The 25,079-nt window shown below is 66.8% G+C and carries 25 protein-coding genes and 1 pseudogene; 19 read left to right on the top strand and 7 right to left on the bottom strand.

The features are described 5' to 3' along the window. Positions 1 to 139: 139 nt before the first annotated feature. From DM816_RS24775 to folK, 4 genes are all read right to left on the bottom strand, one after another. Positions 140 to 1,225, bottom strand: coding sequence for a hypothetical protein (locus DM816_RS24775; protein ID WP_117212797.1), 1,086 nt, complete (start codon positions 1,223 to 1,225; stop codon positions 140 to 142). 73 nt (positions 1,226 to 1,298) lie between these two features. Continuing rightward, positions 1,299 to 2,525, bottom strand: a complete 1,227-nt coding sequence (locus tag DM816_RS24770; protein ID WP_162907800.1) for an ABC transporter permease — start codon at positions 2,523 to 2,525, stop codon at positions 1,299 to 1,301. A gap of 93 nt (positions 2,526 to 2,618) precedes the next feature. Then, positions 2,619 to 3,131 carry a DUF3180 domain-containing protein gene (locus DM816_RS24765; protein WP_117212795.1) on the bottom strand — a complete coding sequence of 171 codons (513 nt, stop codon included), beginning with the start codon at positions 3,129 to 3,131 and terminating at the stop codon, positions 2,619 to 2,621. Between the two features lie 6 nt (positions 3,132 to 3,137). After that, positions 3,138 to 3,659, bottom strand: a complete 522-nt coding sequence (folK, locus tag DM816_RS24760) for a 2-amino-4-hydroxy-6-hydroxymethyldihydropteridine diphosphokinase (protein WP_117212794.1) — start codon at positions 3,657 to 3,659, stop codon at positions 3,138 to 3,140. Positions 3,660 to 3,668: 9 nt separating this feature from the next. Here folK and folP point away from each other — a divergent pair, with 9 nt between their 5' ends. The 9 genes from folP to DM816_RS24715 all read left to right on the top strand — a co-directional run bounded on the left by folP (position 3,669) and on the right by DM816_RS24715 (position 13,111). Further along, complete coding sequence (folP, locus tag DM816_RS24755; RefSeq protein ID WP_246002197.1) at positions 3,669 to 4,475, top strand: dihydropteroate synthase; 807 nt, start codon at positions 3,669 to 3,671, stop codon at positions 4,473 to 4,475. Beyond that, positions 4,463 to 4,822 carry a dihydroneopterin aldolase gene (folB, locus tag DM816_RS24750; protein ID WP_117212792.1) on the top strand — a complete coding sequence of 120 codons (360 nt, stop codon included), beginning with the start codon at positions 4,463 to 4,465 and terminating at the stop codon, positions 4,820 to 4,822. Before folP ends, folB begins: the two co-directional genes overlap by 13 nt. 185 nt (positions 4,823 to 5,007) lie before the next feature. Then, positions 5,008 to 5,304: a hypothetical protein gene (locus tag DM816_RS24745; RefSeq protein WP_117212791.1), complete on the top strand. Its 297-nt coding sequence runs from the start codon at positions 5,008 to 5,010 to the stop codon at positions 5,302 to 5,304. Positions 5,305 to 5,325: 21 nt separating this feature from the next. Continuing rightward, positions 5,326 to 5,688: a hypothetical protein gene (locus DM816_RS24740; RefSeq protein ID WP_117212790.1), complete on the top strand. Its 363-nt coding sequence runs from the start codon at positions 5,326 to 5,328 to the stop codon at positions 5,686 to 5,688. Next, complete coding sequence (locus DM816_RS24735; RefSeq protein ID WP_425455272.1) at positions 5,685 to 8,930, top strand: ATP-binding protein; 3,246 nt, start codon at positions 5,685 to 5,687, stop codon at positions 8,928 to 8,930. Before DM816_RS24740 ends, DM816_RS24735 begins: the two co-directional genes overlap by 4 nt. Positions 8,931 to 8,971: 41 nt before the next feature. Further along, on the top strand, positions 8,972 to 10,786 hold the full coding sequence (locus DM816_RS24730) for an MFS transporter (protein WP_425455273.1): 1,815 nt from the start codon (positions 8,972 to 8,974) through the stop codon (positions 10,784 to 10,786). A gap of 2 nt (positions 10,787 to 10,788) precedes the next feature. Continuing rightward, a complete protein-coding gene (locus tag DM816_RS24725; protein WP_117212789.1) occupies positions 10,789 to 11,319 on the top strand; it encodes a hypothetical protein in 531 nt (176 codons plus the stop codon). A 25-nt stretch (positions 11,320 to 11,344) separates the two neighbouring features. After that, on the top strand, positions 11,345 to 12,463 hold the full coding sequence (locus DM816_RS24720; RefSeq protein WP_117212788.1) for a M23 family metallopeptidase: 1,119 nt from the start codon (positions 11,345 to 11,347) through the stop codon (positions 12,461 to 12,463). 42 nt (positions 12,464 to 12,505) lie between these two features. Beyond that, positions 12,506 to 13,111, top strand: a complete 606-nt coding sequence (locus DM816_RS24715) for a hypothetical protein (protein WP_117212787.1) — start codon at positions 12,506 to 12,508, stop codon at positions 13,109 to 13,111. Here DM816_RS24715 and DM816_RS42860 read toward each other — a convergent pair. Continuing rightward, positions 13,074 to 13,586, bottom strand: coding sequence for a hypothetical protein (locus DM816_RS42860; RefSeq protein ID WP_162907799.1), 513 nt, complete (start codon positions 13,584 to 13,586; stop codon positions 13,074 to 13,076). The two genes, DM816_RS24715 and DM816_RS42860, sit on opposite strands and share 38 nt — an antisense overlap. Before the next feature lie 321 nt (positions 13,587 to 13,907). On the opposite strand from DM816_RS42860, the gene DM816_RS42855 reads away from it, so the two are divergent. The 3 genes from DM816_RS42855 to DM816_RS24710 are packed head-to-tail and all read left to right on the top strand — an operon-like array spanning position 13,908 to position 16,659. Continuing rightward, the gene (locus DM816_RS42855; protein ID WP_162907798.1) at positions 13,908 to 14,303 is read left to right on the top strand and encodes a hypothetical protein; all 396 of its coding nucleotides are present in this window, start codon (positions 13,908 to 13,910) and stop codon (positions 14,301 to 14,303) included. Continuing rightward, positions 14,300 to 15,565: a hypothetical protein gene (locus tag DM816_RS42850; RefSeq protein ID WP_162907797.1), complete on the top strand. Its 1,266-nt coding sequence runs from the start codon at positions 14,300 to 14,302 to the stop codon at positions 15,563 to 15,565. Before DM816_RS42855 ends, DM816_RS42850 begins: the two co-directional genes overlap by 4 nt. Continuing rightward, positions 15,562 to 16,659, top strand: a complete 1,098-nt coding sequence (locus tag DM816_RS24710) for a S8 family serine peptidase (protein WP_117212786.1) — start codon at positions 15,562 to 15,564, stop codon at positions 16,657 to 16,659. The genes DM816_RS42850 and DM816_RS24710 overlap by 4 nt, the downstream gene beginning before the upstream one ends. On the opposite strand, the gene DM816_RS24705 is transcribed toward DM816_RS24710, so the two are convergent. Both DM816_RS24705 and DM816_RS24700 read right to left on the bottom strand, forming a co-directional pair. Further along, complete coding sequence (locus DM816_RS24705) at positions 16,610 to 18,526, bottom strand: hypothetical protein (protein ID WP_117212785.1); 1,917 nt, start codon at positions 18,524 to 18,526, stop codon at positions 16,610 to 16,612. The genes DM816_RS24710 and DM816_RS24705 overlap by 50 nt on opposite strands. A gap of 49 nt (positions 18,527 to 18,575) precedes the next feature. Continuing rightward, positions 18,576 to 20,744 (bottom strand): WXG100-like domain-containing protein, encoded by a 2,169-nt coding sequence (locus tag DM816_RS24700; protein ID WP_162907796.1) that lies wholly within the window; start codon positions 20,742 to 20,744, stop codon positions 18,576 to 18,578. Positions 20,745 to 20,836: 92 nt separating this feature from the next. On the opposite strand from DM816_RS24700, the gene DM816_RS24695 reads away from it, so the two are divergent. The 7 genes and pseudogenes from DM816_RS24695 to DM816_RS24665 form a co-directional block, all read left to right on the top strand. Next, positions 20,837 to 21,931 (top strand): SUKH-3 domain-containing protein, encoded by a 1,095-nt coding sequence (locus DM816_RS24695; RefSeq protein ID WP_162907795.1) that lies wholly within the window; start codon positions 20,837 to 20,839, stop codon positions 21,929 to 21,931. After that, a complete protein-coding gene (locus tag DM816_RS24690) occupies positions 21,909 to 22,262 on the top strand; it encodes a YbaB/EbfC family nucleoid-associated protein (protein ID WP_162907794.1) in 354 nt (117 codons plus the stop codon). The genes DM816_RS24695 and DM816_RS24690 overlap by 23 nt, the downstream gene beginning before the upstream one ends. Beyond that, a complete protein-coding gene (locus DM816_RS24685; protein ID WP_162907793.1) occupies positions 22,259 to 22,639 on the top strand; it encodes a hypothetical protein in 381 nt (126 codons plus the stop codon). The genes DM816_RS24690 and DM816_RS24685 overlap by 4 nt, the downstream gene beginning before the upstream one ends. A gap of 18 nt (positions 22,640 to 22,657) precedes the next feature. After that, a complete protein-coding gene (locus DM816_RS24680) occupies positions 22,658 to 23,086 on the top strand; it encodes a hypothetical protein (protein ID WP_117212780.1) in 429 nt (142 codons plus the stop codon). 10 nt (positions 23,087 to 23,096) lie between these two features. After that, positions 23,097 to 23,912: a helix-turn-helix domain-containing protein gene (locus DM816_RS24675; RefSeq protein WP_117212779.1), complete on the top strand. Its 816-nt coding sequence runs from the start codon at positions 23,097 to 23,099 to the stop codon at positions 23,910 to 23,912. A gap of 256 nt (positions 23,913 to 24,168) precedes the next feature. After that, positions 24,169 to 24,441 carry a hypothetical protein gene (locus tag DM816_RS24670; RefSeq protein ID WP_117212778.1) on the top strand — a complete coding sequence of 91 codons (273 nt, stop codon included), beginning with the start codon at positions 24,169 to 24,171 and terminating at the stop codon, positions 24,439 to 24,441. 63 nt (positions 24,442 to 24,504) lie between these two features. Next, positions 24,505 to 25,079: pseudogene (locus DM816_RS24665) on the top strand (FtsK/SpoIIIE domain-containing protein); the annotation flags it as partial.

Genomic DNA, 25,079 nt, shown 5'->3' with positions numbered 1-25,079 from the left:
GCGCCTGGACCCAAAAGTGGATGCGCCGGCCTGACCCTCTACGCCGTGCTGCGGCTCCTGCAACCCATACTCATGGTCATCACCGGCGCATGCCACATCTGCAACCGCACATTCGACGACACAACATAACAAAGTACTACTAGCGCCAGCGGCGGTCGTAGTCGCGGTCGCGCTCGCGGTCGTAATCGGACTGGTAGTCCGACCAGCGCTCCTCGCGGTCGGCGCCGGTGATCGCGCGCCGGTCGGGCCGCTCCGGGTCATAGTCGCGATAGTCGTCTTGCTGCCACGACTGGGCGGGCAGCCCGGCCTCGCGCCGCACTGCGGCCCAGCGGTCCTCGATGCGCAGCTCCGTGCCGGACCCGTCGGAGTGCAGCGCCGCGCGCCGCTCGCCCATCCGTAGCTCGCGCCCCCGGTCGTCGCTGCGCACGCTGGCCCACCGGTCGCCCGCGCGGAACCCGGGACGGCGCTCATCGTCGTCGAGCAGGCCGGGCCGCTGGTCCGCATAGGACTCACGTGGCTCACGTGGCTCACGTGGCTGCCAGCGCTCGGCCGGCTCCTCCCTGCGGCGCTCATGTTGCTCGCGCAGCCGCTGGTCGGTCCACGACTCCTCGGCGCGGGGGACGCTCACCGGGGCCGGCCGACCGTAGGTGGTGCCGCGTGGCATCTCGTCGTGCGGGTCCATCACCGTGTGGCGCGTGGTCACCTGGACGGTCTCGGTGTGCCGCACGACGCCCGGCGGCATGCCCGGCCGGGACGCGGGCTGATGCACCTCCGCGCTCGCGGCGTGCCGCTGTGGCGGTGGCGGGGGCGGGCTGGTGATCCCGTGGCGCAGCGCGTCGACGTGAACCTTGGTCGCGGCCAGATCGGCCTTGGTGGACTCGATCTGGTCGAGCAGGAATTGCATCTTCTCGCCGAACGCGCGATGGGTCGCCTGCGCCGCGTGGGCGATGTCGTCGCGCACGTCGGCCCGCAGCGCGTCGATCTCCTCGAAGACCGTGTCCTCAAGCTCGGCGCGCAGCCCGTCGGAGTCGCGGCGCAGCATGATCGAGACACCGATGAGGATGACCGACAGGATGACCAATCCGAGGCACGCCCGCAGCGAACCCGTGCCGCTGCCGATCAGCAGCACCAGCGCGGCCAGCGGGGCAAGGCCGACGCCGACCCAGAACAGCACCGAAAAGATCTGCGCGTTGCGCTGATCTTCCCGCGTATTGGAGGCCGGCATAGCGCTAGAGGTTACCGACCGTCGCCGCCCAGGGGAAGGCCAGAAAAGCTTTCCTGCCATAGCGGACTAACGGTTATCTCCAGCGATCCGTGTCGCCCCACTGGGTGGTGGTTGTGGTGGTCGGTGGTGGTGAGGACGGCGCGGACGACAGCCCGGACCACGGGTCGTCGCTGGTGGAAGTCGTTGACCAGGTGGTGGTCGCGCCGACGCCGACGTCGGACCAGTCCTCGGGCCCGCCAAGCTCCAGCGGCCGGCCGAACGTCTCCACCAAACGGGTGACAATCAGGCCCGTGGTCAGCGCTCCGGCCGCGAGCACGAACTCGGAGATCCGCCAGCCCGCGCGGTCACCGTATGTCATGAGCAGCACGATCAGCACGGTGCCGAGGATCGTGCCGAACACCCCGCCGCGCCGGCCGAACGCGCTCACCCCGCCCACCAGCGCCGCGCCGACCGCCAGCGCGGTGAGCTCGATGCCCTCCGAGGGGTCGACCGGCTTGCCCGCGCTGTCGAGCATCGTGGCCATGATGATCCCCGCGGTCGCGGCCAGGCCGCTGGACAGGACCAGCCCGAGCGCGGTGACGGTCGCGGCAAGGCCGCCGCGGCGCAGTGCCGGGTCCGCGATCGGGCGGAACCGGCCCACCCCGCGCCGGATCGGCTTGATCAGCCCGAGCAGCCCGGCAACGACGCTCAGCACGGCGAACGCGCCGAACAGGTAGTAGGCGCGGTTGCTCGGGTCGAACACGCCGTTGACCGAGATCGACGACGGGAACTGATTCTTGATCCAGGCGATCGTCACCAGCATCGCGACCAGGCTCGCGGCCCAGCCTGGCACGTGGAAGCCGACAACGAGGATGGCGATGCCCACGCCCAGCCCCATGGCCACCGCGATCGGCGTGATCGAGCTGGTGATGATGTTGTCGCCACCGTGCTTGGCGTAGTAGAGCGCGCTGGCCATGGCGATCGAGCCGAGCGCGAGGTTGGGCGCGGCCACGCGCAGCGTGATCGCCGCGCCGAGGGCGAGCATGCCGAGCACGGAGCCCAGCACGAGCAGATCTTTGAGCGCGGCACCGGTGACGACGTCGCGATAGTTCGCATACAGCAGGTATGCCAGCACCACCGCACCCAGCAGGAGCACGCCCTCCCAGGCGAAGTGAACCCCGAGCCGGTCCCGGCCGACGTCGCCGTGCGCGGGATCGTCGAACACGTCGTCCAGATTGGTCGCCGAACCTGACCTGGACAGACTGTGCCGGCCGCTGAGCTGCCCGGCGTCAGTCGCGTCAGAGTCACGTCCATAAACCATGACCATCACGCCTCCGCTAGCCGCCTGCCGGTCGCCGAGGTACGAACCGGCTACGCGGGCGAACCTACCGGCTCAAACGTGAAACCAACAGTCCTACGGACGAAGCTGGGTTTGATCCGTGTCCTTCGAATCGGGCTGCTCCGGCACCCGGCACGCGCGCTCCAGCCAGAGAGCTGCGCCGACGAGGGCGAGCGAGGCGATGACGGACAGGATGGCCGTCGGCAGGTCGGCGCCCGCGGCATCGTTACGCTGCGCTTTTACGACAAGCCAGACAGTGACGGCGGCCGTGAAGCCGAGGAAGATCGCGCCGGCGAGCGAGGACGCCTTCGCCAGCACGACGTAGCGGGCGACCGCGAGCGGCTCCACCGGCGGCCGGCCCGGCTTGCGCTCGATGCGCGCCTTGGTCTGCACGGCGAGCACGAACTCGAAGACCGCCAGGGCGAGCATGGTGACCGCGGGCAGCCAGGGCAGCTGGAGGATGTCCCAGTACCAAAAACTGATCGACAACCAGGCCACGGCTGCGGCGGCGAGGCCCGCGACGAAAAGCGTGGCTGCGCTGGTCGGCCGCAATCGCGGCTCTGGGCCTTTGTTCTCCCCGATGCTCACGCTGTATCACTCTAACTCGACATCGCTCACCACCCTCATGGCCGCGACGTCGTCGGCGAGGGCGTCGGACAGCACAAGATCGTTTACCCAGCCGTGCCTGGGCAGCCGGGCGTAGGGCTGGATCTCCAGCCATGGGCGCAGCACGAAGGCGCGAAGGTGGGCGCGCGGGTGCGGCAGCGTCAGGTCCGGGTCGTCGCGCTCGATGGGCGTCCCGTCGTCGGTCCACGCGGCGATGAGATCCACGTCGAGCGTGCGCGGGCCGAAGCGGCGGCGCGGGTCGCGCTCGCGCCCCTCGGCTTGTTCGAGCGATTGCGCGATGCGCAGCCACTCGTCCACGTCGTGCGGGCCCGTCACCAGCGCGACGGCGTTGTAATAGGCCGGTTGATCGGCCTCGCCCCACGGCAGCGTCTCGTAGACGCCCGAGACCGCTTGCACGACACCGTTGGCGGCCAGGCCGGCCACGGCCGCCCGGAGATGGGCGCCACGGTCGCCGAGGTTGCTCCCGATCGAGAAGACCACCTGAGTCACAATCGCAGTGTGACCGATGATCGTGGCCTGCCGGTGGTGATTGGGGTCCTCAACGTCACCCCCGACTCGTTTTCGGACGGTGGGCTCTACCAGGACCTTGAGGCCGCGGTGGCGCACGGGGTGCAGCTGCGCGACGAGGGTGCCTACGTCATCGACGTTGGTGGGGAGTCCACCCGGCCGGGCGCGGAGCGGGTCGACGCCGGTACCGAGATAAAAAGGGTTATTCCGGTTATTGAGGCACTGCGCGCGGCGGGCGTGCCGACCAGTGTGGACACGTCACGGGCGAGCGTGGCGGCGGCGGCACTGGAGGCCGGGGCGTCGATCGTCAACGATGTGTCGGGTGGCCTGGCCGATCCGGCGATGGTGCGGGTCGTGGCCGAGGCGGGCTGCCCCTACGTGATCATGCATTGGCGCGGCCACTCGCGCGACATGCAAAAGCTCGCCACCTATGGCGACGTGGTGACCGAGGTGCGCGACGAGCTGCGACAGCGGGTCGACGAGGCGCTTGCCGCCGGGATCGCGGGCGAGCGGATCATCGTCGACCCCGGGCTGGGATTCGCCAAGACCGCCGAACATAACTGGGCGATCTGCCGCCGGCTCTCCGAGATCATTTCGATTGGGTACCCGGTGCTGTTCGCGGCATCGCGCAAGTCTTACCTGGGCCTGCTGTTGGACGGGCGCCCGGCGGCCGAGCGGGACGCCGCGACGGCCGCGACCAGTGTGCTGGCTGCGCAGGCCGGGGCGTGGGGAGTGCGGGTGCATGACGTGCGCGCCACGATGGACGCGTTGAAGGTGTGGCGGCAATGGACTTTGTGAGGCTGGAGGGGCTGCGCGTCCGCGGCCACCACGGCGTGTTCGATTTCGAGCGCCGCGACGGGCAGGACTTCGTGGTCGACGTGACGCTCGGGTTCACGTTTCCGACCAGTGATGACGTGGCTGACACTGTCCACTATGGCGAGCTCGCTTCGCGGCTTGCGGAGGTGGTTTCCGGCGAACCGGTGAATTTACTCGAAACGCTTGCGGCGCGGCTGCTCGACGTATGCCTTTCATTCGAACGTGTGAACGAGGCAACGGTCACCGTCCACAAGCCACAGGCCCCTATCCCGCATGCGTTTAACGACGTGAGCGTCACGATGCACAGGCGAGCTTCCGACACCCGATGACATAGTTACATCGCTTGTCGCTCGCTGTGACGACCCGTACGCTCAGGGGTGCGCTGACAGGCGCACGTGTACAGAAAGTGTTCGACACGAAACAGGGTGTCATCGGCGCATCCCACAGCTGAGCGCACCTTTCCGTAAGGCTAAGCACAGTTGATCCGCCGAGGCATCCGGGGGAGGTTAGACCAATGAACGCCACCACGTCGCTGATCGGCGGGGTTGCCGAATTCTTGCTGGCACAACCGACCCCGGGGCCGGGCAATGGCGGCATCAACACGACCGGCATCCTCGGGTGGTTCGCCAAGACGATCGCGCCCATCCTGCTGGCCGTCCTGGGCGTGATCTTCATCGGCCGGGCCAGCCGAGGCGAGGTGTCCAAAGTGCTGACCAGCTCGGCGATCGCGCTCATCGGAATCGCCTTCATCGTCGGCGCGGGCGCGCTGTTCCTGTTCGGTCAAAGCCTGATCAACATCGTGTTCCAGTAGACGTGGGGCGGGGCTTGACTCATGCGGTTGCGGACGGACGACGACATCTACCGGGCCCGGCTCGTCTACCTTGGGCCGCCCGGCTACACGTTCCCGGTCCAGCTGCCATACGCGCAGTACGGTTTGTTCGCGCTGCTGGTCCCGCTTTACATGTTCATCTTCGCGTTCTTCCGCGGTGGGTGGGACCCCTTTCCGGCGTGGGAGATCGCGCTCGCGATCGTGACCACGTCCTATGTGTTCCGGCACGTCGATCCCGACCGGCCGGCGCGCATGGTGATCCGCACGGCGCTGACCGACTGGCGGCGCTCCCGCGAGTCCGCCGCCGAGCGGCGCGACCCTAAGCTTGTCGCCCGGCGGGTCATGGTCCGGGGAGGGATCACGTGACGACACACGATCAGGAGTTCGAGCTCGACCTCGACGAATCGGTCACCGACGCGATCCCTGCGGAGGGGCCGGTCGCGTCGTTTCGGCCCCCGCAGCGGCGCACGCCGGGCCCGGCTCCCGGCGCTTCGCATGATGCGGGCGAGCGGCCCGATGACCTGCAGCGTGCGGCGGAGCGGCGGGCGGCCGAGATGCGTGAGGCGGCGGCGCAAGCAGCGGCGCGCTTGCGCGGTACCCCCCAAAAAAATCCACCACCGGCGCTGCCACCCGGACGGTCGGCCGGACCGCCCACATTGGACGTTGAATCGCCCTTCCTGGAGCTGTTTGACGGCGCCGCGGCGTCACCCGGCGGCGTGAAGATCAGTGGGCCGCCGCCGACGCCGCCCACGTTTATCGAGCCGCCGCCGGTGCAGGCGATCCGTCCAGGGCCGGCGAGCCCTCCGGTACAGGGGCAGCAGCCGGGGCAGCCGAGGCATGTGCACGTGCATCAGACGCCGCAGCCACCGATACCGCAGCCACCGATACCGCAGCCACCGATACCGCAGGCACCGATACCGCAGGCACCGATGCCGCCGCCGATGCGGCCGGTCAGCGCGCCTCCGGTGGTGCCGATCCCTCCGCCGCCGGTGCAGCCGGCCGGGCGGCACGCGGCCCGGACGGTGCCCGCCGTCAAGCCGCCGCAGCGGGTCAACACCAAGCCGGTCAAGGCGCCCAAGCCGCCCAAGCTCAAGCGCGACCGTTCGCCCGCGCAGGAGATCGAGATCTCCGAGATCGCCGGGCACCTGACATTCACCGCACACGCGGTCACCGCGTGGTATCTGCTGCCAGAGGTGCGCTGGGCGTTCCGGCCCGACCCGGAGCGGGAGGCGCTGCTGTCGGCGATCAGCGAGCAGTTCGCCGGGCTCGCCGGGTTCAGGCTGCACATCCGCAGGACGACCCGGCCGTTTCCGGCCGACCAGTGGGCGGCGCAGCTCGACCACCTGACCGTCCGTCCACTCCCGACAGTGCCCGGCGCGCCCAGCTGGGCCGATCACCTGGTGGCGGCGCAGCAGCACCTGCAGCAGGTCAACCATGCGGAAGGGCAGACCTTCCTGGGCGTCACGTTCGCCCGGCGCGCGATCGGAGACTCGTTCAGCGAGCGGATCTTGAAGGCGTTCGGGAAGGGCACCCCGGAGAGCGAGCGCAAGAAGCTGGGCCGGCAGGTCGAGCAGTTCGACGAGGTGCTCGCGGCGTTCGGCATGCGCGGCCAGCGGGCGGCAGCAGCCGAGCTGGAGTGGTTGCTGTACCGGTCGGTGGCGCTCGGCATGGCGCCGCCAGTGAGCATTGGCACCGTCGGGCATGGACAGTGGGAGCCGGGCGATCTGCTCGCGCTCACCGAAAATATAGAACGGTATAGAACTCCGTACGGCAGCACAGTTAAGCTCGTCAATAGGATGACGGGCGAGGAGCGGCATGTGGCTGTGCTGACGGTCGGGCGGATGGAACCGCTGGACATTCCGGAGCGGCATGAGCCATGGCTGCATTTCCATGAGCGGCTGCCCTGGCCGATGGAGCTTTCGTCGCGGGTCGATATCCTCGGGCCGCAGGATTCGTTCCGGAACCTGGAGCACCGGCTGCGGATGATCCGCTCGCAGCAGCAGGATTATCTGGAGCATGGCATGGACGCGCCGCCGGAGCTGGAGCGGTTGGCGGGGCGGGCGCTGGTGCTCGGTGACGAGATGACGACCGGCCTGCCGGTCGACTCCGCGAGAGCACACGGGTGGCACCGGATCGCGGTGAGCGGATCGTCAAGGGATGAGTGCCTGGAGCGGGCGCGGGCGATGACGGCGGCCTACGGGCGCGAGTTGCGGATAGCCTTGCAGCATCCCAAGCAGCAGGATCAGTTGGCGCGGGAGTTCATCCCGGGTGAGCCGATCGCGAATACGGGTTATCTGAGGCGCATGCCGGTTCGGTTGCTGGCGGCCGCGCTGCCCCAGGCGGCTTCGACCGTTGGGGATCGGCGCGGGGATCTGCTGGGGCGGACGGCGGGCACATGTCGGCGGCCGGTGTTTTTGGACCCGCACTTTCCTATGGAGGTGCGGGAGCGGTCCGGTCTTGCGGTCATGGTGGCCGAGCCCGGCGGTGGAAAGTCCACATTGCTCGGTGCCATGGGATACCTGAACGCGCGGCGGGGTGTGCAGGTCACCTTGCTCGACCCGAGCGGGCCGCTGGCCAGACTGGCCTCGATGCCGGAGCTTCGGCCGTTTACGCGGGTGCTGAACCTGACCGGCGGAGAGCAGGGGACGCTTGCGCCTTATTCGTTGATCCCGACCCCGTCGCGGACGGAGTTCGTCGCGGGACACGCGGGCAACCGGGAGTTCGAGATCGCCGTCTCGAATGCGCGGGCAGAGCGCCGGATGCTGGTGCAGGACATCTGCTCGATGCTCGTGCCGCCGCAGGTGGCACGGGAGGCCTCGACGGCGACGCTGCTTCGGCATGCGGTACGGACGGTTCCGGCCGAGGAAACGTCCACGTTGGACGATGTGGTGCGGTGTTTGGCAGAGCTGGACGAGACCGGGCGGGAGCTGGCCAACCTGCTGCTCGACACGGCCGAGATGCCGTTGGCACTGCTGTTCTTCGGCTCGCCGCCGCCTGAACTGCTGGGCACGGATGCGGCACTGACGGTGATCACGATGTCGGGGCTGCGGCTGCCCGACTTGAAGATTGAGCGGGAGTACTGGTCCGCCGAGGAGGCGCTCGCGTTGCCGATGCTGCACACGGCGCACCGGCTGGCCGTGCGGCGGTGCTACTCGGGCGATATGCATCAGCGCAAGCTGGTGGGGCTTGACGAGGCACACTTCATGGAGGGCTGGCGGTCCGGGCGGTCATTCCTGGTCCGGCTCGCGCGGGACTCGCGGAAGTGGAACCTGGCGGCGCTGGTGGCGTCACAGAACCCGAAGGACATCCTCGGGCTGGACGTGCAAAACCTGGTGTCGACGGTCTTCGTGGGGCGCATCGCGCAGGACCCGGAGATCGCCTCGGACGCTTTGCGGCTGCTGCGGGTGCCCACGGATGTGGGATATGAGGCTGTGCTGGCGTCGCTGTCGGCGCCGGATGCGAATAGCGCGGGGCGGCTCGGATACCGCGAGTTTGTCTTGCGCGACGTGGATAGTAGGGTGCAGCGCGTGCGCGTGGATGTGTCCTATGTGGACGGACTGCTGGCGACCCTGGATACCACCCCGACCGGGCAGGCGGCCCGCCGTTGAACAGACTCCGCTGCCTCGTCCTCGCCGTGCTGGTGCTCTTCATGGGCACCTACTTCGGTACGCCCTCAAGCGCGGCTCCAGCTGAGGCCAAGACGGTGAATGCGTCGGGCGCGATGCCGCCCGGGGACCCGTTGTGCTCGCTGGAGGAATGGCGGGCAAGAGGGCCGGACGAATGCATCTCCCGACTGCAGGAGGTGCCAGCGGCACGCGTGCAGTGCCTGCGCGCCCCCAACCCGTCAGCTCCCGACTCAGGCTTCGGCGGCTGGTTCGCGGTCGAACCGACCTGGTCCGTCAACGGGCGGGTTGGAAGGTACACGCGATACGGATACGCCGGGTACGACTACACGACCTATGACATCGGCTGCGCGGACACGCTGATGCATCCGGACCACAAGCTCGAGTCCACGATCGCCAACGGCGAGTTCATGATTGCTACAGGCATCGTGGCAGCCAGCAACGGGCTTCGCGAGAAGGCGTGGAATCCGGGCGACCTTTGGGCCTGGGCAAACCCGCTGGTTCAGGGCGCGACCCAGGCCATCTATACACGCGTTTTCAGCGTATTCGGCGTGATCACGATTGGCGTCATTGGCCTCTACCTCTTGTGGCGATCACGACAAGCTCATATGTCTGCCGCCTTGACTACCGTCGGATGGGCCCTGCTTGTGCTTATAGCAGTGACGGCATTGGCGAAGTGGCCGGTGCATTCCGCCAACATCGCGGACAATGCCCTGGTCGGGACGCTAGGAGTCGTGCATGACGCGATCGGACCGGATACGAGTCAGCCAGGGCAGCCGTGCAACGATCCCACACCGGGCGCGTGTGACGACACCAGGCGGCCCGCAGTCCGCGCCGGCGACACAGCGGTTGAGAGTCTGCTATATCGCAACTGGTTGCGCGGCACACTCGGTTCAGCCGATAGCCAAACGGCGCTTAAGTATGGCCCCGCACTTCATCGAGCCAAGTCTTTCAGCTGGAAGGATATGCAGTCCATCAGGGACGATCCGGCTCAACGTCAAGGCATCATAGACGCCAAAAAGCGTGAGTGGATGAAGATTGCGGAGCAGATCCGGGCTGAAGATCCTGAGGCGTATGAGTATCTGCGCGGAACAAAGGGCATGGAGCGGGTAGGCGCAGGCTTTGTCGCGATTATTGCCGCGGTCGCATACGCGTCCTTCGACATTGTGGCGTCGTTGCTGGTCTTGCTTGGATTCTTGGTTATTCGCTGGGCTGTGATTGCCGCCCCGGCGCTGGGAACCATTGGATTGTTGAGACCGGCAAGCGCTGGGATCCGGCGACTCGTCAATGCGGTCTTGGCGGCGGTCTTCAACGTGGTCATCTTTGGGACTGGCGCGGCGATCTATTTGTTTGCTGTTGATCTCATTATGAGTACTGGAAGTTTGCCGGGTTGGCTTCAAGTGACGCTCGTGTTGCTGTGCGGTGTTGTCGGTTGGGTGCTACTGCGGCCGTATACACGGATCACGCAGTTGAGTGGGCGGAGTAGCGGGAGTGCGCTGTTGATGGCCCGGCCGACGCCTGCGGTGACGGCGGCGCCGGTTGCGGTGGTGGCCGCGGGGTCTGTGGCCACTGGAGTGCCGGAGTCGCGGGCAGAGGCGGAAGAGTCGGCGGTGGTACGACGGTCGGAGGCGCAGCCAGCGCCCGATCATGGGGCAGAGGATGCGACGCGGGTCCGGCGCGAGTGGTCCACAGCGGACGTTCCAGAGGGTGCGCCGGGGTACGCGGTGTATCGGCCCGCGTCGGTGCCGCACCAGGCGACGCCGCCGACGATCGGGGCGGATGAACCGAGTCGTACGTCACAGCAGGAAGCACGGACCGAGGCGCGCGCGGAGACGAGGTAGCGATGGCGGGGCGGCTGGTGAGCTGGTTGCCGGTGCGGCCCCGCACGGCGGTGGCCTTGGCGCTGTTGTTCATCGTGGCATTGGTGGTGGCGATCGGGCGGCTGGTTGGCGGTGAGCCCGAGCCGATGGTGCCGCAGGGACAGACGCCTGTGTCGACGGTGGACCCAAGTACGGGCAACGACAGCGTGGTGGACTTGCAGCCCTCACCCACGCCGAAACAGGCCGCGACGGGACCCGAGGTGGTGGGCGCCGCGACGGTGTTCGCGCAAAATTGGATCGATCATGAGCGGTCGGCGCAGGCGTGGCGGGACGCACTGGTCCCGCTGTGCACGAAGGCGCTGGCGGCCGAGCTGTCTGGAGTGGACCCGGCATCCGTGCCTGCGGATCGGATCACCGGTGTCGCGACGACCGAGGTGCACGCGGATGCGAGCGTGGACGTTATCTTCCCGATTGATGTGGGCAAGCTGCGGCTGAGGATGGTGCTGACCTCCGGTCGCTGGCTGGTCGACGGAATTGACTGGGAGCGACAGTGAGATGAAGCCACCTCTGCCCCCGACGATGAGCGCGCCCCTGCGCGGTACCCCCAAAAAGGTTTTAAAACCGGGTTTGATCCTGGCCGTGACCGGGGTTTTGGCATTATTGTGCTGTGGCGGTGCGGTGAGCGCCGTCATTTTTGGTGACCTGGCCAATAGTCAGTCGAATTTGTCCAATGCCCTTGGCTGTGGCGGGCCCAATGTGATCAGCGTGAATGGCGAATTCGATCGGGTCGGGCCTTATGGGCCGGATCAGGTACGCAATGCCGCGATAATTGTGAAGACCGGGCAGGAGATGAAGGTACCGCCGCGGGGTTGGGTGATTGCGGTCGCCACCGCGATGCAGGAAAGCACCCTGACCAATCACGGACATCTGGGGCCGCGCAACGACCACGATTCCCTTGGGCTGTTTCAGCAACGACCGAGCCAGGGATGGGGTACCCCCGAACAAATCATGGACCCGAGCTATTCGGCGACGAAGTTTTACGAGAAGCTGCTGAAGGTTGACGGGTGGGAGATACTGCCGCTTACTGTTGCTGCGCAACGGGTTCAGATCAGTGCGTATCCGAACGCGTATGCGAAACACGAACCGCTCGCGACGCAGATCGTAAACTCGCTCACGGATGGGGCAGCGCGGGCCGTCCTCGTCGACGGGCAGTTGAGGTGTGCGGGATTTGGTGAGATCTCGGCGTCGGGATGGACTGCGCCGGTTGGGGCCGAGGTGGTGTCCGCCTTTAGGACCGCGCAAAGGCCGTCACATCACGGGGTGGATTTGGGCGCGGGACGGAATACGCCGATACTGGCGTCGGCGTCAGGTGTGGTGATTGTGAGCCGCTGCGACGTCGGCAACTGCGATCGGGACGGATCGCCGTCAACTCCCGGGTGCGGATGGTTTGTGGAGATTCTGCATGCGGGGCAGGTGATTACGCGGTACTGCCATATGAATTCAAAGCCGAAGGTAAATGTAGGTGACCGGGTGGCCGCAGGAGACATTATCGGGGTTGTCGGGACGACCGGAAACTCATCCGGACCGCATTTGCACTTCGAGGTGCATTTGGATGGGGACCGGAGTTCGCGCGGAGCCGTGGATCCGGTGGTGTTCATGGCGCTGAGGGGGGCACCGCTGGGTAAGGCGGCCGTGTGATGGGGGTGTGTGTGCGCGTGTTGGTGCGGGCGTGATGCGCCGATGACCGAGGCCGATTTTGCGCGATGGGCGGCGCAATGGCGTACACCGCCGGCGCCGATTGTGCCTGTGCCGGCGGTGAATGTGATCGCTAGCGGCGGAACGCTGCGGGGGGCACGGGTGCTGATCGGGGTACCGGGGCATGGATGGCGTGATGGGATGCGCGCCGATGCGGTGGTAAAGCAGGGGGCACGGACGATGGTGCCGGTGTTGGCGGAATCCGAGTGGTACCGGGCTGAACGGGATCGGACCGAGGTGGCGGCGGCGCTGGTACCGATTGAACGGGTTTGGGTCGAGACCATCCACACGGCCGCGCTGGAGACGTCGACGGCGGCATCGGGAGCGCCTGCGCTGGTTTCGTTGGATGGTCCGCCGCACAGGCCGGCGGTTGCGGCGGAGGGCGTTGCGCAGTTGACGGGGCGGAGGATGGTGCATACGGGAGAGGATGGGGAGACGCGCGGCTTGAGGGCCGTGACCGAGGCACACGAGGGAGAGGACGGCATGCCGTGGGTGAGGGTGGTAGCCGAGGCGGATTGGTACGCCTGGGCGGCAACGGGCAAGGCGCCCGCGACTAGGGCGCTGCCGGTGAGCGAGTTGTGGCTGGAATAGAGGTGGGCGTGGGCGTAGGGGATGGGAGTCGTTCGGCGCCGCAGACCCGCCAGCCGTCGTCGTTGATGAGGGTGAAACGCCAACGCTGCTCGCTACTACTTTGCTCGACACCGTTCTTGATGGCGATAATGCTCAGACCTGTTGTGAGGAGAGCCTTGTCGCCTTGATCAACTCGGTCTTGGGCGCCCCATTCGACAACCACCGAAACACCAAAGTCTCGTTCCCGCTGGTCAAGCTCGTCGCGGAGTATGCGAACAGCAGCAAACTTTTCTTGGTCAGAACACGAATAAAGCTCGGCGCCGACCTTGTCCTTCCTCACAAGCGATGCCCGCAAATATTCGCTCAGTACGACCTTCGGGTTGCTTCGATCAATCTTTGTGGCGTCGTGGTAGGCCAGCAACGTCGCACTGACAGCTCCCACGGCTCCCAGAGCCACAGCAACCGCACCAATCGCCAAAACACGCTTCCACCGCATACCACCATTGTGGAACGGCGAGCTGGCCGTGTCGATTATCGGCCGTGCCCGCCCGCGTCGCTGCAACGCCAATGCAAACCTGATCCTGAAGATCTATAGCGGATCGAAGTGAGCGACGCAAGATGGGTCTGGCCTTCTCACGATCTTGTTCTTGCTTTTCGGTTGTATCCACAACCCCAGGATCGCAAACGCGAGTTATCCACAGCCGCGAGCATCGGGACTGCGCGCGCTGGAATCGTGAGATACGCTGCCATCGATCAACGCACAGTAGGACACGGTGACATCTCATAGCCCTATCTCGCCGTGGACGGGGGAGGATTCATGACGTACTCATCGCAAGGAATTGCGGTCGATTTAGCTCAACTTCGCGACATATGTAAGGCCTTTGGGCTTGATACAGAGCAGGGTCTACGCCCAGGCCTTTCCCGAGCTGATCAAAAGATTCATCAGGGCGTACCATTCGGACGGCGATCTCCCTCCGGAGAGGCCGACGCTGCTGCGCGAGCGCTCATCTATGTCTTAAAGCGCTACGCCCATAACAACGTCAGCCATCTTCGCTGCGCAGAACAGATCTCGACGTTCCTGGATAACATCCTCGACGCCTACGCCGATACCGACGCGATATCTGCACTCGGCATCGAATCAGTGATCGAGCGCCTCAACGAGGCATTACCTCCAGTCTCACCGCATCAATCCGCAACCGGGGCACAGCCATGACAGCACCCTTCATCGGCCCGATGCCATATGCGCCCGTGCCGGAACAACCGACTTTCTATGGCCAACGCGTCGACTGGACGGCGTTCGACGTTCCGCGCATATGGGAGATTGTCGCTGCAGAAGATGATCCGCAGGGGTGGGAGCAGGTAGATGGCTTTCGAGGGCTCGCCGAATTGCTCGTTGACCATCATCGCCGTCTCAGGGTGCAGCACTTCAACCTAACACAGGCGTGGCAGTCACCCGCCGCCTTAGGAGTGCTCAACCACCTCGAGAGGTTCGCAGAGTCGTTGCTTTCCGACGCAAATTGCGCTCAAAGCACAGCCTACGCCCTGCACGGCATCATGGAGACGTACGCCGAAGCCCATAACAAGGTCGAGCGCATCCACAGTCAATGGAACAATGTCACTACCGACTGGGTTCCAGAGTGGTGGGACGAGGCAGCCAAAGACCTCAACGCTGAGGCCCAAGCCATCATGGTCAAGACAGACGAAGCCATCCGTGACCACCGCAGACGCATTCTCGCTCCGGAACTATACGATCTCAGCGTCGACCAACATTCCCGAGCGATTGGTATCGGCTCGGGCGGCGACGTGACCTCTGGGGAAGCAGTGCCTGTCCCGCCTGTGCCGGGATATGAACCTTGGCTCGATCGTGCCCCCCATGGTCCAATGTTAACCTCATCACCGAATCATATTTCGCTTGTCCCGGCCATCCCTGGACAACCGGTATCTATGTTGCCGGTACCACCAGGGAATCTTTACGCGCCACACGGCGGCATATATGTCCTTCCAGGTCCAGGTGTGACGCGCAACGGATTTCTCGTGCCAATGCCACAGAGCAGAGACCGTTTCAATCCCTCGTACCGCAACAGCCCGTCGACCGGGAGAGGTTCGCCGATTGTAGGCCCAGGTGGAGTTGTCGGGTCGGTTGGTAATCCCAGTTGGAGGTCGACTGCGTCCAACGTCCTCAGTGGCCGCGAAATGGGTATCCTGCCGCTAAGCCCTATCGCATCGCCATCAGTCATTCAATCCCGAAACGGCAACAGCCTGTATCGGCGTGCCGCTAATACCGTGTGGCCGACAAATGTAGGTGGTCCAGCGGTCATTGACAATAGCCAAAATGAGGACTCTTGCCCTGGTCGAACAAATGCCGACCAAGAGGAAGCATTTAAACAGTGGTTTGCGGAATTGGCCTATCCATGGCGTTTCCAGAGTAGAGGGGCCGATGAACCACACATAATTCTCAGGAAGATCTCCGGATGACACTACAAGGCGTTATTGCCAACGCCATGTGTCTTGCCTTCGTTGCTCTCGGTCATGCGCTTGTGATAGACGAGGTTTCCGACGGTCAGTGGTTTCATCAATACCTGAGAACGCCCGAGGCACACGCGCTATCGAGAGGTAACAACGTCAAGGTAGCTCTCCTCGATTCAGGTGTGGACGCCGATCATGCCGACTTAGCCGACTCTGTGCTACCTGGCACCGATCTTACGTCTACCTCTGGAGGAAATGGGCGCATTGACAGCGACGGACACGGCACGGCAATGGCGGGAATAATCGCGGCGACTGGGCGGGTCTCTGGAATGGCACCGGAAGCCCGGGTTCTGCCTGTGCGCACCACAGTTTCGACGTCTGGCGCGGTATCGGCCCTGGCTCAAGGCATCAGGTGGGCGGTTGCAAACGAGGCCGATGTCGTTTCTATATCGCGCGTCGTTGACGAAGACGACTTGCTGCTGCGACAGGAGGCCGAGGCCGCTATCCGTGCGGATGTTGTGGTTGTGGCCGCCGTCGGCAACCGACCGACCCATCAGCGCGTTCGCTATCCAGCAGCAATCTCTGGGGTAATGGCGGTGGCGGGGGTGGATCGGAATGGGAATCGGTCGAGGATTTCGGTAGCAGGGCCGGAGGTGGATATAGCCGCGCCTAGCGACAATATCTCTAGCACGGACAAGGGCGGTGGGTATCGGGAGGGTACGGGCACGTCGGATGCGGCGGCGATTGTCGCGGGGGCTGTGGCTCTGGTGCGGGCACGTTATCCGAACCTGAAGGCACAGGAGGTGATCCGGCGGTTGACGGCTACGGCGACGGACAGGGGGGCGCCGGGGCGGGATGATGAGTACGGGCATGGGGTGCTCAACATTGTGGCGGCGCTGACAGCGGAGTTGCCTGGGGAGACGGTGTCGCCAGGGGTGAGTGCGACGGCGCGGGTGAGTGCGTCGGTGGCGGTGGCGCGGCCGGAGATGCCCGGTGGGGGGCGGTTTCCGTGGTGGGTGTTGGGGACAATTCCTGCGGCGGTGATTGTTGGGGTTATCTGGCTGCGGCGACGCCGGACTGGACGATACTCGACGGGCGGATGAGGAGGTCTTCGACCAGGAGGATGGCTTGGCGGTACTGGTCGTCTGCTGGGGCGGCGTAGAGCATCCACGGCTTGGTTTCGGGTGGGGGCTGGTATGACGGTGGGCACTCGCCGTGGGTGGCGGTGAGGGTTTGCGTGCCGAGTTTGGCGCCGGTGCGCGTCTCGTAAATGCTGAGCACGTAGGTGGCCTGGTGGAGTGGGATTTCTGGGCGATCGGGATACTTGCAGGTGGCGAGGTTGGGGCCGGTGCGCGTTTGGGTGACGCATCCGACGAGCTGGGTCGCGGACGGTGCGGCCGGCGCGACGGTGTAGGGCTCGAGGGTGAACTCGCTGTCGTTATTGGACTTGCGGAACAGGCGCACCGGGTGGGGCTCCGCGCCGGCGAAAGCATCCGCTGCAGGGAAGTATCGCGGGCTGGAAGCGCACAGCTCAGCCAACTGTTCCACGCGCGCCAGGGCGTCCTCGCTGGCGCGCATGCGCCCATCGCCGATCCCGCGCAGCACGACCGCCCCGACACAGATCAGCACACTGGCGACAACGAGCGAAAAGCAGCCGATGACCAGCCTGCGCTCGTTGGACTCGTCCCTGGCCGGTGCCGGCAACGCCGCAAGCCGTGCCCGCAGGTCCCCCACGAGTTCGTGCCGGCCGCCCAAGGCCGACCGGGCGTGGACCAGCGCCGTGCGGTAGTCCCGCCGCGCCGCATCGAGATCGCCCGTATCGCGATGCCCGTCGCCGAGCAGCGCGAACTGGTGCGCGAGCTCGGCCCGGTCCACCGCCGTCTGCTGCGGCTGCTCCAGCCGGGCGTGCAGGGTCGCCACCTCGGGCGAAGCCGGGCCGAATCCGGCAGCCGCATGCGCGACGGCGAGCGCCGCCGCAGAGCGGGCATCTTCGAGCCGCCCCGCCTCGGCCAGATAACCGGCGACCTCGTCGAGCAGCAGCGCCATCGCGCCGCGCTCCACGTTGTGCTTTTCCGCCCACCCCGACAGGGCCAACGCGTGCGGCATGAGCCGTTCGCACCAGGCCCGCGACTCCGCGGACGCCCACGGTCCGGGCGGGAACGCCTCGGTGAGCATTCGCACCGCCCGCGCCGTCCACCACCGCCGCTCATCGGCGAGCATGCGCTGGCGCGCGAACTCTTGCGCCTGCGGATTCACGTTGAGCGAATCGGGCCCCGTCTCCACCATCGCCGTGGCCGCCAAACCTCGCAGCGAGCCGGCCTTCCCCGCCCCGATCTCATGTGCGGTCTCGATAAGCAGGGACTTTGGCACGTCCACCGGCTCAAGGAAGGCGGCCAATGCCAGGGCCTCAGCCCGGTACCCGCCAAAATCTCGATAAATAATCTTCGCCGGAACCGGTTGCCGCTCGGCGGTCCAGCGCCGGATCCGATCCATCGGAATAAACGCAGCAGCGATCACCGCGCAGAGCGCACCGAGCCCTGCGTAGGGATCGTTGTCGAAGAAAGCCTTGGCCGTCAATCTTTCCAGCGTCACAAGCAGCAGCAACACCAGCAGGGCGCGGTGCAGCAGGGTGGCGCGCCGGGTGGCGGTGGTCCGGCGATCGGCCATGGCGCAAGCCAACCCACCGACCACAGCGCCGGCCACACTCCCGATTGGACCGATCGCAGCGACGCTGACCAGCCATAACGCGACGCCGCAGAGCAGGCCGAGCAGCAGCGATCTTCGCCAGCGGGGTGGCGTCACTCGGGCGACCGGCGCCCCATGACTGACCGCGAGCAGCACAAACGCGCCCAAGCCAAGGATCACACCGCTGAGAAACCCGGCTTCCAATCCAATCAGGAGGGTCAGTGTGACCCAGAGTGCTCCCAATCCCCCGATCACTGCGGCTGGTGCCGCGACGACGAACGGCATGCATCGATCTTCCCGCAAAGCCGCATTTGCCGCCAACCGAACGGCACAATCACTCGGTCGGAGCCGACTTGCCGCGGGCGAGGTCGATCTGCGCGTCGGCCGCGGTCAAGGCCATCGCATCGAGCCGGATCACACCCTCGGTGGGCGGTGGGGCGGTGGAAACCGGGGCGACTTTTCGTTGCGCGTCAACGTAAAACAGCTCGCCGTGTCTATTGTGGATGGTGGTTGCGTGGCGCTCACCGTGCACCCGTTCCTGCACAATCACGGCGCAGGAACCGTGTCCCTCGATGCGCAGCGCCGCCTGGACACGCGCCAGCCCTTGCCCATCCGGCCGGAGACGCTGCAGCTTCTCGCTCATTTCCATTTTGATTTGGTGGGTACCGGGTTGGGCCACCCGAGGCTCGCCGCGCAACCAAGTGTCCAAAACAGACTCCACAACGGCGACGGAAATCGTTGCCCGGCCGGCATCGACCGCCGGACCACCCGCGTCGATCAGACGCAACCAGTCGCCGTGCAGGTCGCCAAACTGCTCGGGTCGGCTCGCCTCAAGCGCCTGCTGCTGAACGGGCGGCAGCTCGCGCGGCACCGCAACCGCATCAGACCGCCGCCGGCCTGCGGCAACGCCCTCCGCGATGAGGTCCTCGTATTCCTTCGGCGTCGGCTCTCTGGCCTCATCTGTCACTTTCACTTCAGGCGTCGGCGTTGTCGCCTGGGCCTGCATCAGGAGCATGAAAGGCGCGGGCTCTCGCCCTTCCTCAGATCCTTCAGGCGACGGCGACAATGGCGACGACGATGGCGACGGGCTCTCCGAGGTTGGCGTTTGCGAGAGTGCCGACAATGTGAAAGAGGAAATCGCACCCGACGCCGCCGCGGCCCGCGTTGCACTGGTCACGGCCCCGCCCGTGCGCCGGGCCTCCTTGGACGCAGGTGCCACCGCCTCAGTGGTCGCGGATGTCGCAGGTGTCCTGGCCGCGGAAGCGACCTCCGACCGAGATGTGCCAAGGCCGACCACCTCCGACCGAGGTGAACCAAGGCCGGCGACCTCCGACCGAGATGCGCCAAGGCCGGCAGCACCGCTCACGGAAGGGGCCGCTCCAACGGCGGCCGCAGCTGTTGGCGCCTTAACGTATGCGGCGGCGCCCCCTGTTTGCTGCTCCGCACTCGGCAGGCCCAGGCCAAGACCCACGTTAGGCCTGGTCAATGCCTCCGCCATCGGCGCGGGAGCCTTGACGGGCTCCATGCCCGTCAGCCTGGGGTTGTCCAATGATGACAGTGCGGCGGTGGCCTCCCGGCTGGCGTGCAAGGCTTTTACCGGCTCAGGCGCAACGGGTACCGCCGCGGAAACACCGGCCAGATCTCCGGGCCGCTTCGGGCTCTCATTGGTAATCACATTCACAGTCACCGCCGACAGCACCTCGGCCACGTGCCCGCCACGCAGAGCACGCTCACCGAACCTGCCGCGCAGCGCGGTCCCACGCGGCGCACCACCGCCAACCATCGCCGCGGCACCCGTGGCCGTGCCGAGGTAGCCGACGCCATAGGCCATCGCGAGATCGCCGCCCTCGGCCTGCGGCGCCTGCGTCGTCGACCCGGCAGCTCCGGCGGCAGCCACCCCATCGACCGTCGTGAGCTGCTCGGCCAACATTGGCACGCCAAAACTGAACTGTCCCAGCTGTGTCTTCACCGCCGCCGCGGTCGACCCGAGCTCATTCAATTCGTTAATTGCCTTGTCGAGTACCCGTTCGACCGCGCACCGCGCCGCCAAGATCACTGGTTCGGCGGCGACGGTCGTGGCCGGGACTCCGGAACCGGCCGAGGACAGCGCGCCCAGCCTCTCCAAATCGGTGAGCATCTGCGTCACATGAACATATATCTCGAGTTTCGCCGCCTCGATGACCCGCGCACCGGCCGCCGCCAGCTCACCGAGCCCCTCGAACGCCTCGACGCCGAGCGATCCCCCGGTCTTTTCCCACAACCGCTGCAGCGCATCACCTTGGCGCGTGCCGGCCCCGCCAAACGCTGTGACCGCACCCGACACGGCCCGGCCCGCGTCCTCGACCAGCGGCCCGACCAGCCTGGCCGCCTCGCGCCACTGGTCACTCAGGCCGCGCAACGCCCGCTCGTCGCCCTCTGGCCAATCCCCACCCACCACTCGCTCGATCGCCGCATTGGCGCCGAGCGACGATCGCGGATGAGGTATCGGTGATGGCAGCGGCACGTATCCTCCCCAACAGGCGATGTCGCGTCGTCAACGTAACCCATCCGCGCCAGAGCCACCAGTTGTCGTACCCTCCGGGTACCGTGTGCCGCATGCCGACGACGATCGACGATGCGAGACGCCTTGCCGAGCGGCTCGCCAACGCGGCGACCCTGCGCAGTGGCAGGCCGTGGCGCGGATTCGTGGAGGAGTTCGGTTCCGGCTGGGCCGTCTGGACGGCTCCTCCGGCCGGCGAGCGGCCCGACATCGGCGGCGGCGCAAAGACCGTGCTGGACAAGGAGACCGGTGGGCTGAGCCGGTGGCCGCCGTGGGCGATCGACGTGCTCGCTGCGGAATATGAGGCCGCGCGGCCGGTGAGCGGGCCACCGCCGCCCGACTACCCGAGCCTGCTCCCGCTCCTTGAGCGCACGGCCTGGATCGAGGCGCCCGATGGCCGTGTGTGGTGGCACGAGAGCTCCGTCGGTGACATGCCTCCCGAGCTTGACCCGGCGTTGGCGGAGTGGCTCCGGGCGCAGCCGTCGCCGGTCTTCGGTGCGCGGCGGCACGCCGAGCTCCTCGTCCTGTCGCGTGCGCTGGGCGACGGCGCCGACCTGGCGCGCAGCTCGATCCGGCGGCAGCTCGACGCGCCGTGCGACACATGCCTCCAGGCCTACATCCACTTTGGACTGCTCGACGAGCGGGCCATCCCGCCCATCGGGCGGACCGCCCTGATCACCGACGTGCCGACTTTCCCCGATGGGCGGGCGTTCGAACCGAAACGCTGGGCGCAGATCGCGTTCGAGCTGCTTTCCCCGGTGATCCCGCCGGTCGAGGCCGCGCGCGGCGTGATCGAGCGTTATCCGCTGGTCGTCTCCGACACACGGGGGCCCGGCCGGGAGTGCTGGGTGCGTCCGTTCCGGCTCGGCATCACCCGCGCCATGACCGACCACATGCCCGCGCTGATCGGCTTCGCCGATCTGATGCGCGCGGTCCTTTACCCCATCGGCACCGTGGACGGCGACGATGGTCTCATCGTGGTCAACGGCCACGGCCAGATTTTCGTGCTCGACCAGGCCGGCGCGTGGTTCTGCGGGCCCGACATCGACACCGCGTTGACGACTCTCAGCGAGGGCCACGCCCCGCTGCGAGTGCAGGCAGATGGCTCATTCTCGACCAGGGGGGATCATGGAGAACACGGCCCTGTTTAGCCGCTTCGAAGACGTGCACGCGCAATACACGCGCCTGCGGGCCGGGGTCGACGCGCTCCGGCGCGACCTTGAGGCGATGGAGGTCACGGTGCGCTCGCCCGATGGCATGGTCACCGTCGTGGTCGGGCCGCAGGGCAACCTCAAACACCTTGTGCTGCAAGACAACGAGCCGCTCGCGGCGCTCATCGTCGAGGCGATGCGCAAGGCGGAAATGCTCGCGGCCGACGCCGTCCGCGAGCGCCTGACCCAGATTCTCCCCGACGGCGGGGGCCTCGACGACGTCCTGCGCCGCCACGACGAGGCCATGGGCTACAGCGATGCCACGCGGTGACACGAGCACCCAAGCAACGCACGCAGAAGAGCACGGGAAGGGCGGTGACCGCCGTGGCGGGGAGTGAGTTCACTGTCGATGTGGCCGGGGCGACCGGCGCGGCGCGGGCGCTGACCGAGGCCGGTGATGCACTGCTCAGCGCGAGCGGCACGGCCGGGGCGCGCATCGAGAGCGCCCACGACTCCCGCCCCTGGGGGCGCGACGAGCTGGGCGACGCGTTCGCCCGCGGTTACGCCGACGCGGCGGCGCAGGTGCTCTCGGCGTGGCGCGACGTGGCCGACCGCACGAGCCGGCTCGGCGAGGAGATCTTCGACGCAACGCAGGCGGCGCTCGAGACCGATCGCATTACCTCCGAGGTAATCGACAATGTTCGCTGAGCCCGCAAGGCTTGGGGCATGACAGCACTGACTGACGGCACGACTGCCCAGGCCAAGCCCGCCGACCGGTTCGTCCGGCTGGCCCTGCGGTGGGACGCGATCGCGTCCGGCCTGACCGGCGTGGCCTTTATCGGTACACCCCAAATGCAAAAAGATCTCTTCGGCTTACCGGCGGCCTTCACGCTTCCGGTTGGTCTCTTCCTGCTGGCCTTCGCTGGGCTCGTCTGGTTTGCCGGTGTGCGCCGGCCGGTCAGCCCCGCCCTGGTGCGCGGCATCATCGCGCTCAATGTGCTGTGGGTGGTGGGGTGCGCGGCGGTGATCGCGTTCGGCCTGCTGCCGCTGACCGGCCTCGGCATCGCCTACGTCGCCCTGCAGGGAATCGTGGTCGGTGCGTTTGCCGAGCTTGAGTGGGTGGGGCTGCGGCGGGTCCGGCGAGCCGGGCACTAACGTGACAACAATGTTGCAGGCCAACGGGCCGCGGCCGTTCGGGGAACTGTTGCGGCAGTGGCGGGAGCGGCGCCGGCTCAGCCAGCTGGAGCTTTCGATCCAGGCTGAGGTGTCCACGCGGCACCTCAGCTTTGTCGAGACCGGACGGTCGGCGCCGAGCCGCGAGATGGTGCTGCAGCTCACCGAGCGCCTGGAGGTGCCGCTGCGGGAGCGCAACCGGCTGCTGCTCGCGGCCGGTTACGCGCCGGTCTATTCCGAGACGCCACTGGACGATCCGCAGATGTCGTCGATCCGGGCGGCGGTGCGCCAGCTGCTGGCCGGCCACGAGCCGTATCCGGCCGTGGTCGTCGACCGCCTATGGAATTTGGTCGATGCCAACGCGAGCCTGTCGCTGTTCACCGATCTGGTCGACCCGCAACTGCTGGCCCCGCCGGCCAACGTCATCCGGGCGAGCCTGCATCCGCGCGGCCTCGCGCCGGCAATCATCAATCATGGCGAGTGGCGCGGCCATCTCCTGCAACGCATCCGGCGCGTGGTGGAGATGACCGGCGACCCCGAGGTGTCCGCGTTGGAGGATGAAATCAAGGGGTACCCGTGCGACCAGCCCGTGCCCGACGTCGAGCTGCCCGGGCCCGGCGAGATCATGGTCCCGCTGCGCCTCCGGGCCGGGGAGACCGAGCTCACCTTCTTCAGCACGATCGCGACGTTCGGCAGCCCGCTCGACGTGACCCTGTCCGAGCTCGCCATCGAATCGTTCTTTCCCGCTGATGCGACCACCGCGCAGGCCCTCGCCTCAGCCGCCCGGCCGCACCACCCAAATGAGTGATCACAATTCGATCGCGTTTGGACATCGGTCGAAAATACGCTGGTGAGAGTGGTTCGGGCGAGTCGAAGCCGCCTGACCGCCGCCCGGATCGCGATCACTGCCAAAAATCAGTTGCCTTCGCCACTGGCGCGAGCTCCGGGTAATCCCGTAGTCTTCTGACAACGCTCAGCCACTTCCCCCGTGGTGGCTGAGCGTTCTTCTATGTGCGCGTGCGGTTTGCGATGCGCCGCACGGATCACCCGTTAGGCTGCGACGTGTGACCGACTTTTCCGAGCTGGACGCACTGTCGACCGAGGAGCTGCGCGAGAAGGCCTTCGCCAAGGCACGAAACAAGCGTGACCTGGGCTTCTTCTGGGATCTGTTCACCCGCCTGCCCACCGCGCCCGAGACCGAGGAGCGCGAGCTGGCCGACATCGGCGCGGCCATCGAGGACACCGTGCAGCTGTGGCGGGAAATGACCGGGCACGAGTACGGGGATCTGGAGCCGCTGATTAGAGCCAAATTCATCGATTATCTGACGAGCGAGTGAGCGACGGATTGTCGTACCCAGGCGTTAGATTCCCCGAGGAAACCTCCCGGAGGGGGCGCTCACGTGGCACACGCCAACGAACGGATCGACCAGGCGGCGGTCCTGCACCGCCATGCTGCGGCGATTGTTCAGGCCGCCGCGCAGGCGCTCGACGATCACGTGCCGCTGCCCCGCACCGATCTGGCCGAGCAGCACCAGCTCGCGGCCAGGCTGAGTGAGGCCGCCGCCCGCCTCGCGCCCGGCTGGCTCGGCGCCGACCTTCCCGCGGAGGCCCCGCTCGGTGAGCATCGGCGGCCCGAGTTCGTCCGGATTGGATCGGGCCGGCCGCTCGACGGCGTGACCTTTCCCGTGATCATCCCGCTGCTGGGCACCGGGCATCTGACGCTCAGCGCCGACTCCCGCGATCCGCGCGTGGCCGGCCTGCTGCGTTGCCTGCTGCTGCGGCTCCTGGCCACCGCGCCGCCCGGCACACTGATCGTGCGGGCGGTCGACGCCGTCGGCGGCGCGCTGTTCGCGCCGTTCGCCGCGCTGGCCGACGCGGGCGTGATGCCGCCCGCCGTCACCGACCGGGCCGGGCTGCTTTCCGTGCTGTCGGAGGCCGAGCACTGGACGAGGCCCGTCCGCCCGGAGGGGCAGCG

Source organism: Allorhizocola rhizosphaerae, from assembly GCF_003426775.1.
In the GTDB taxonomy this organism is placed as follows: domain Bacteria; phylum Actinomycetota; class Actinomycetes; order Mycobacteriales; family Micromonosporaceae; genus Allorhizocola; species Allorhizocola rhizosphaerae.
This window is presented reverse-complemented; position numbering and strand designations above follow the sequence as displayed.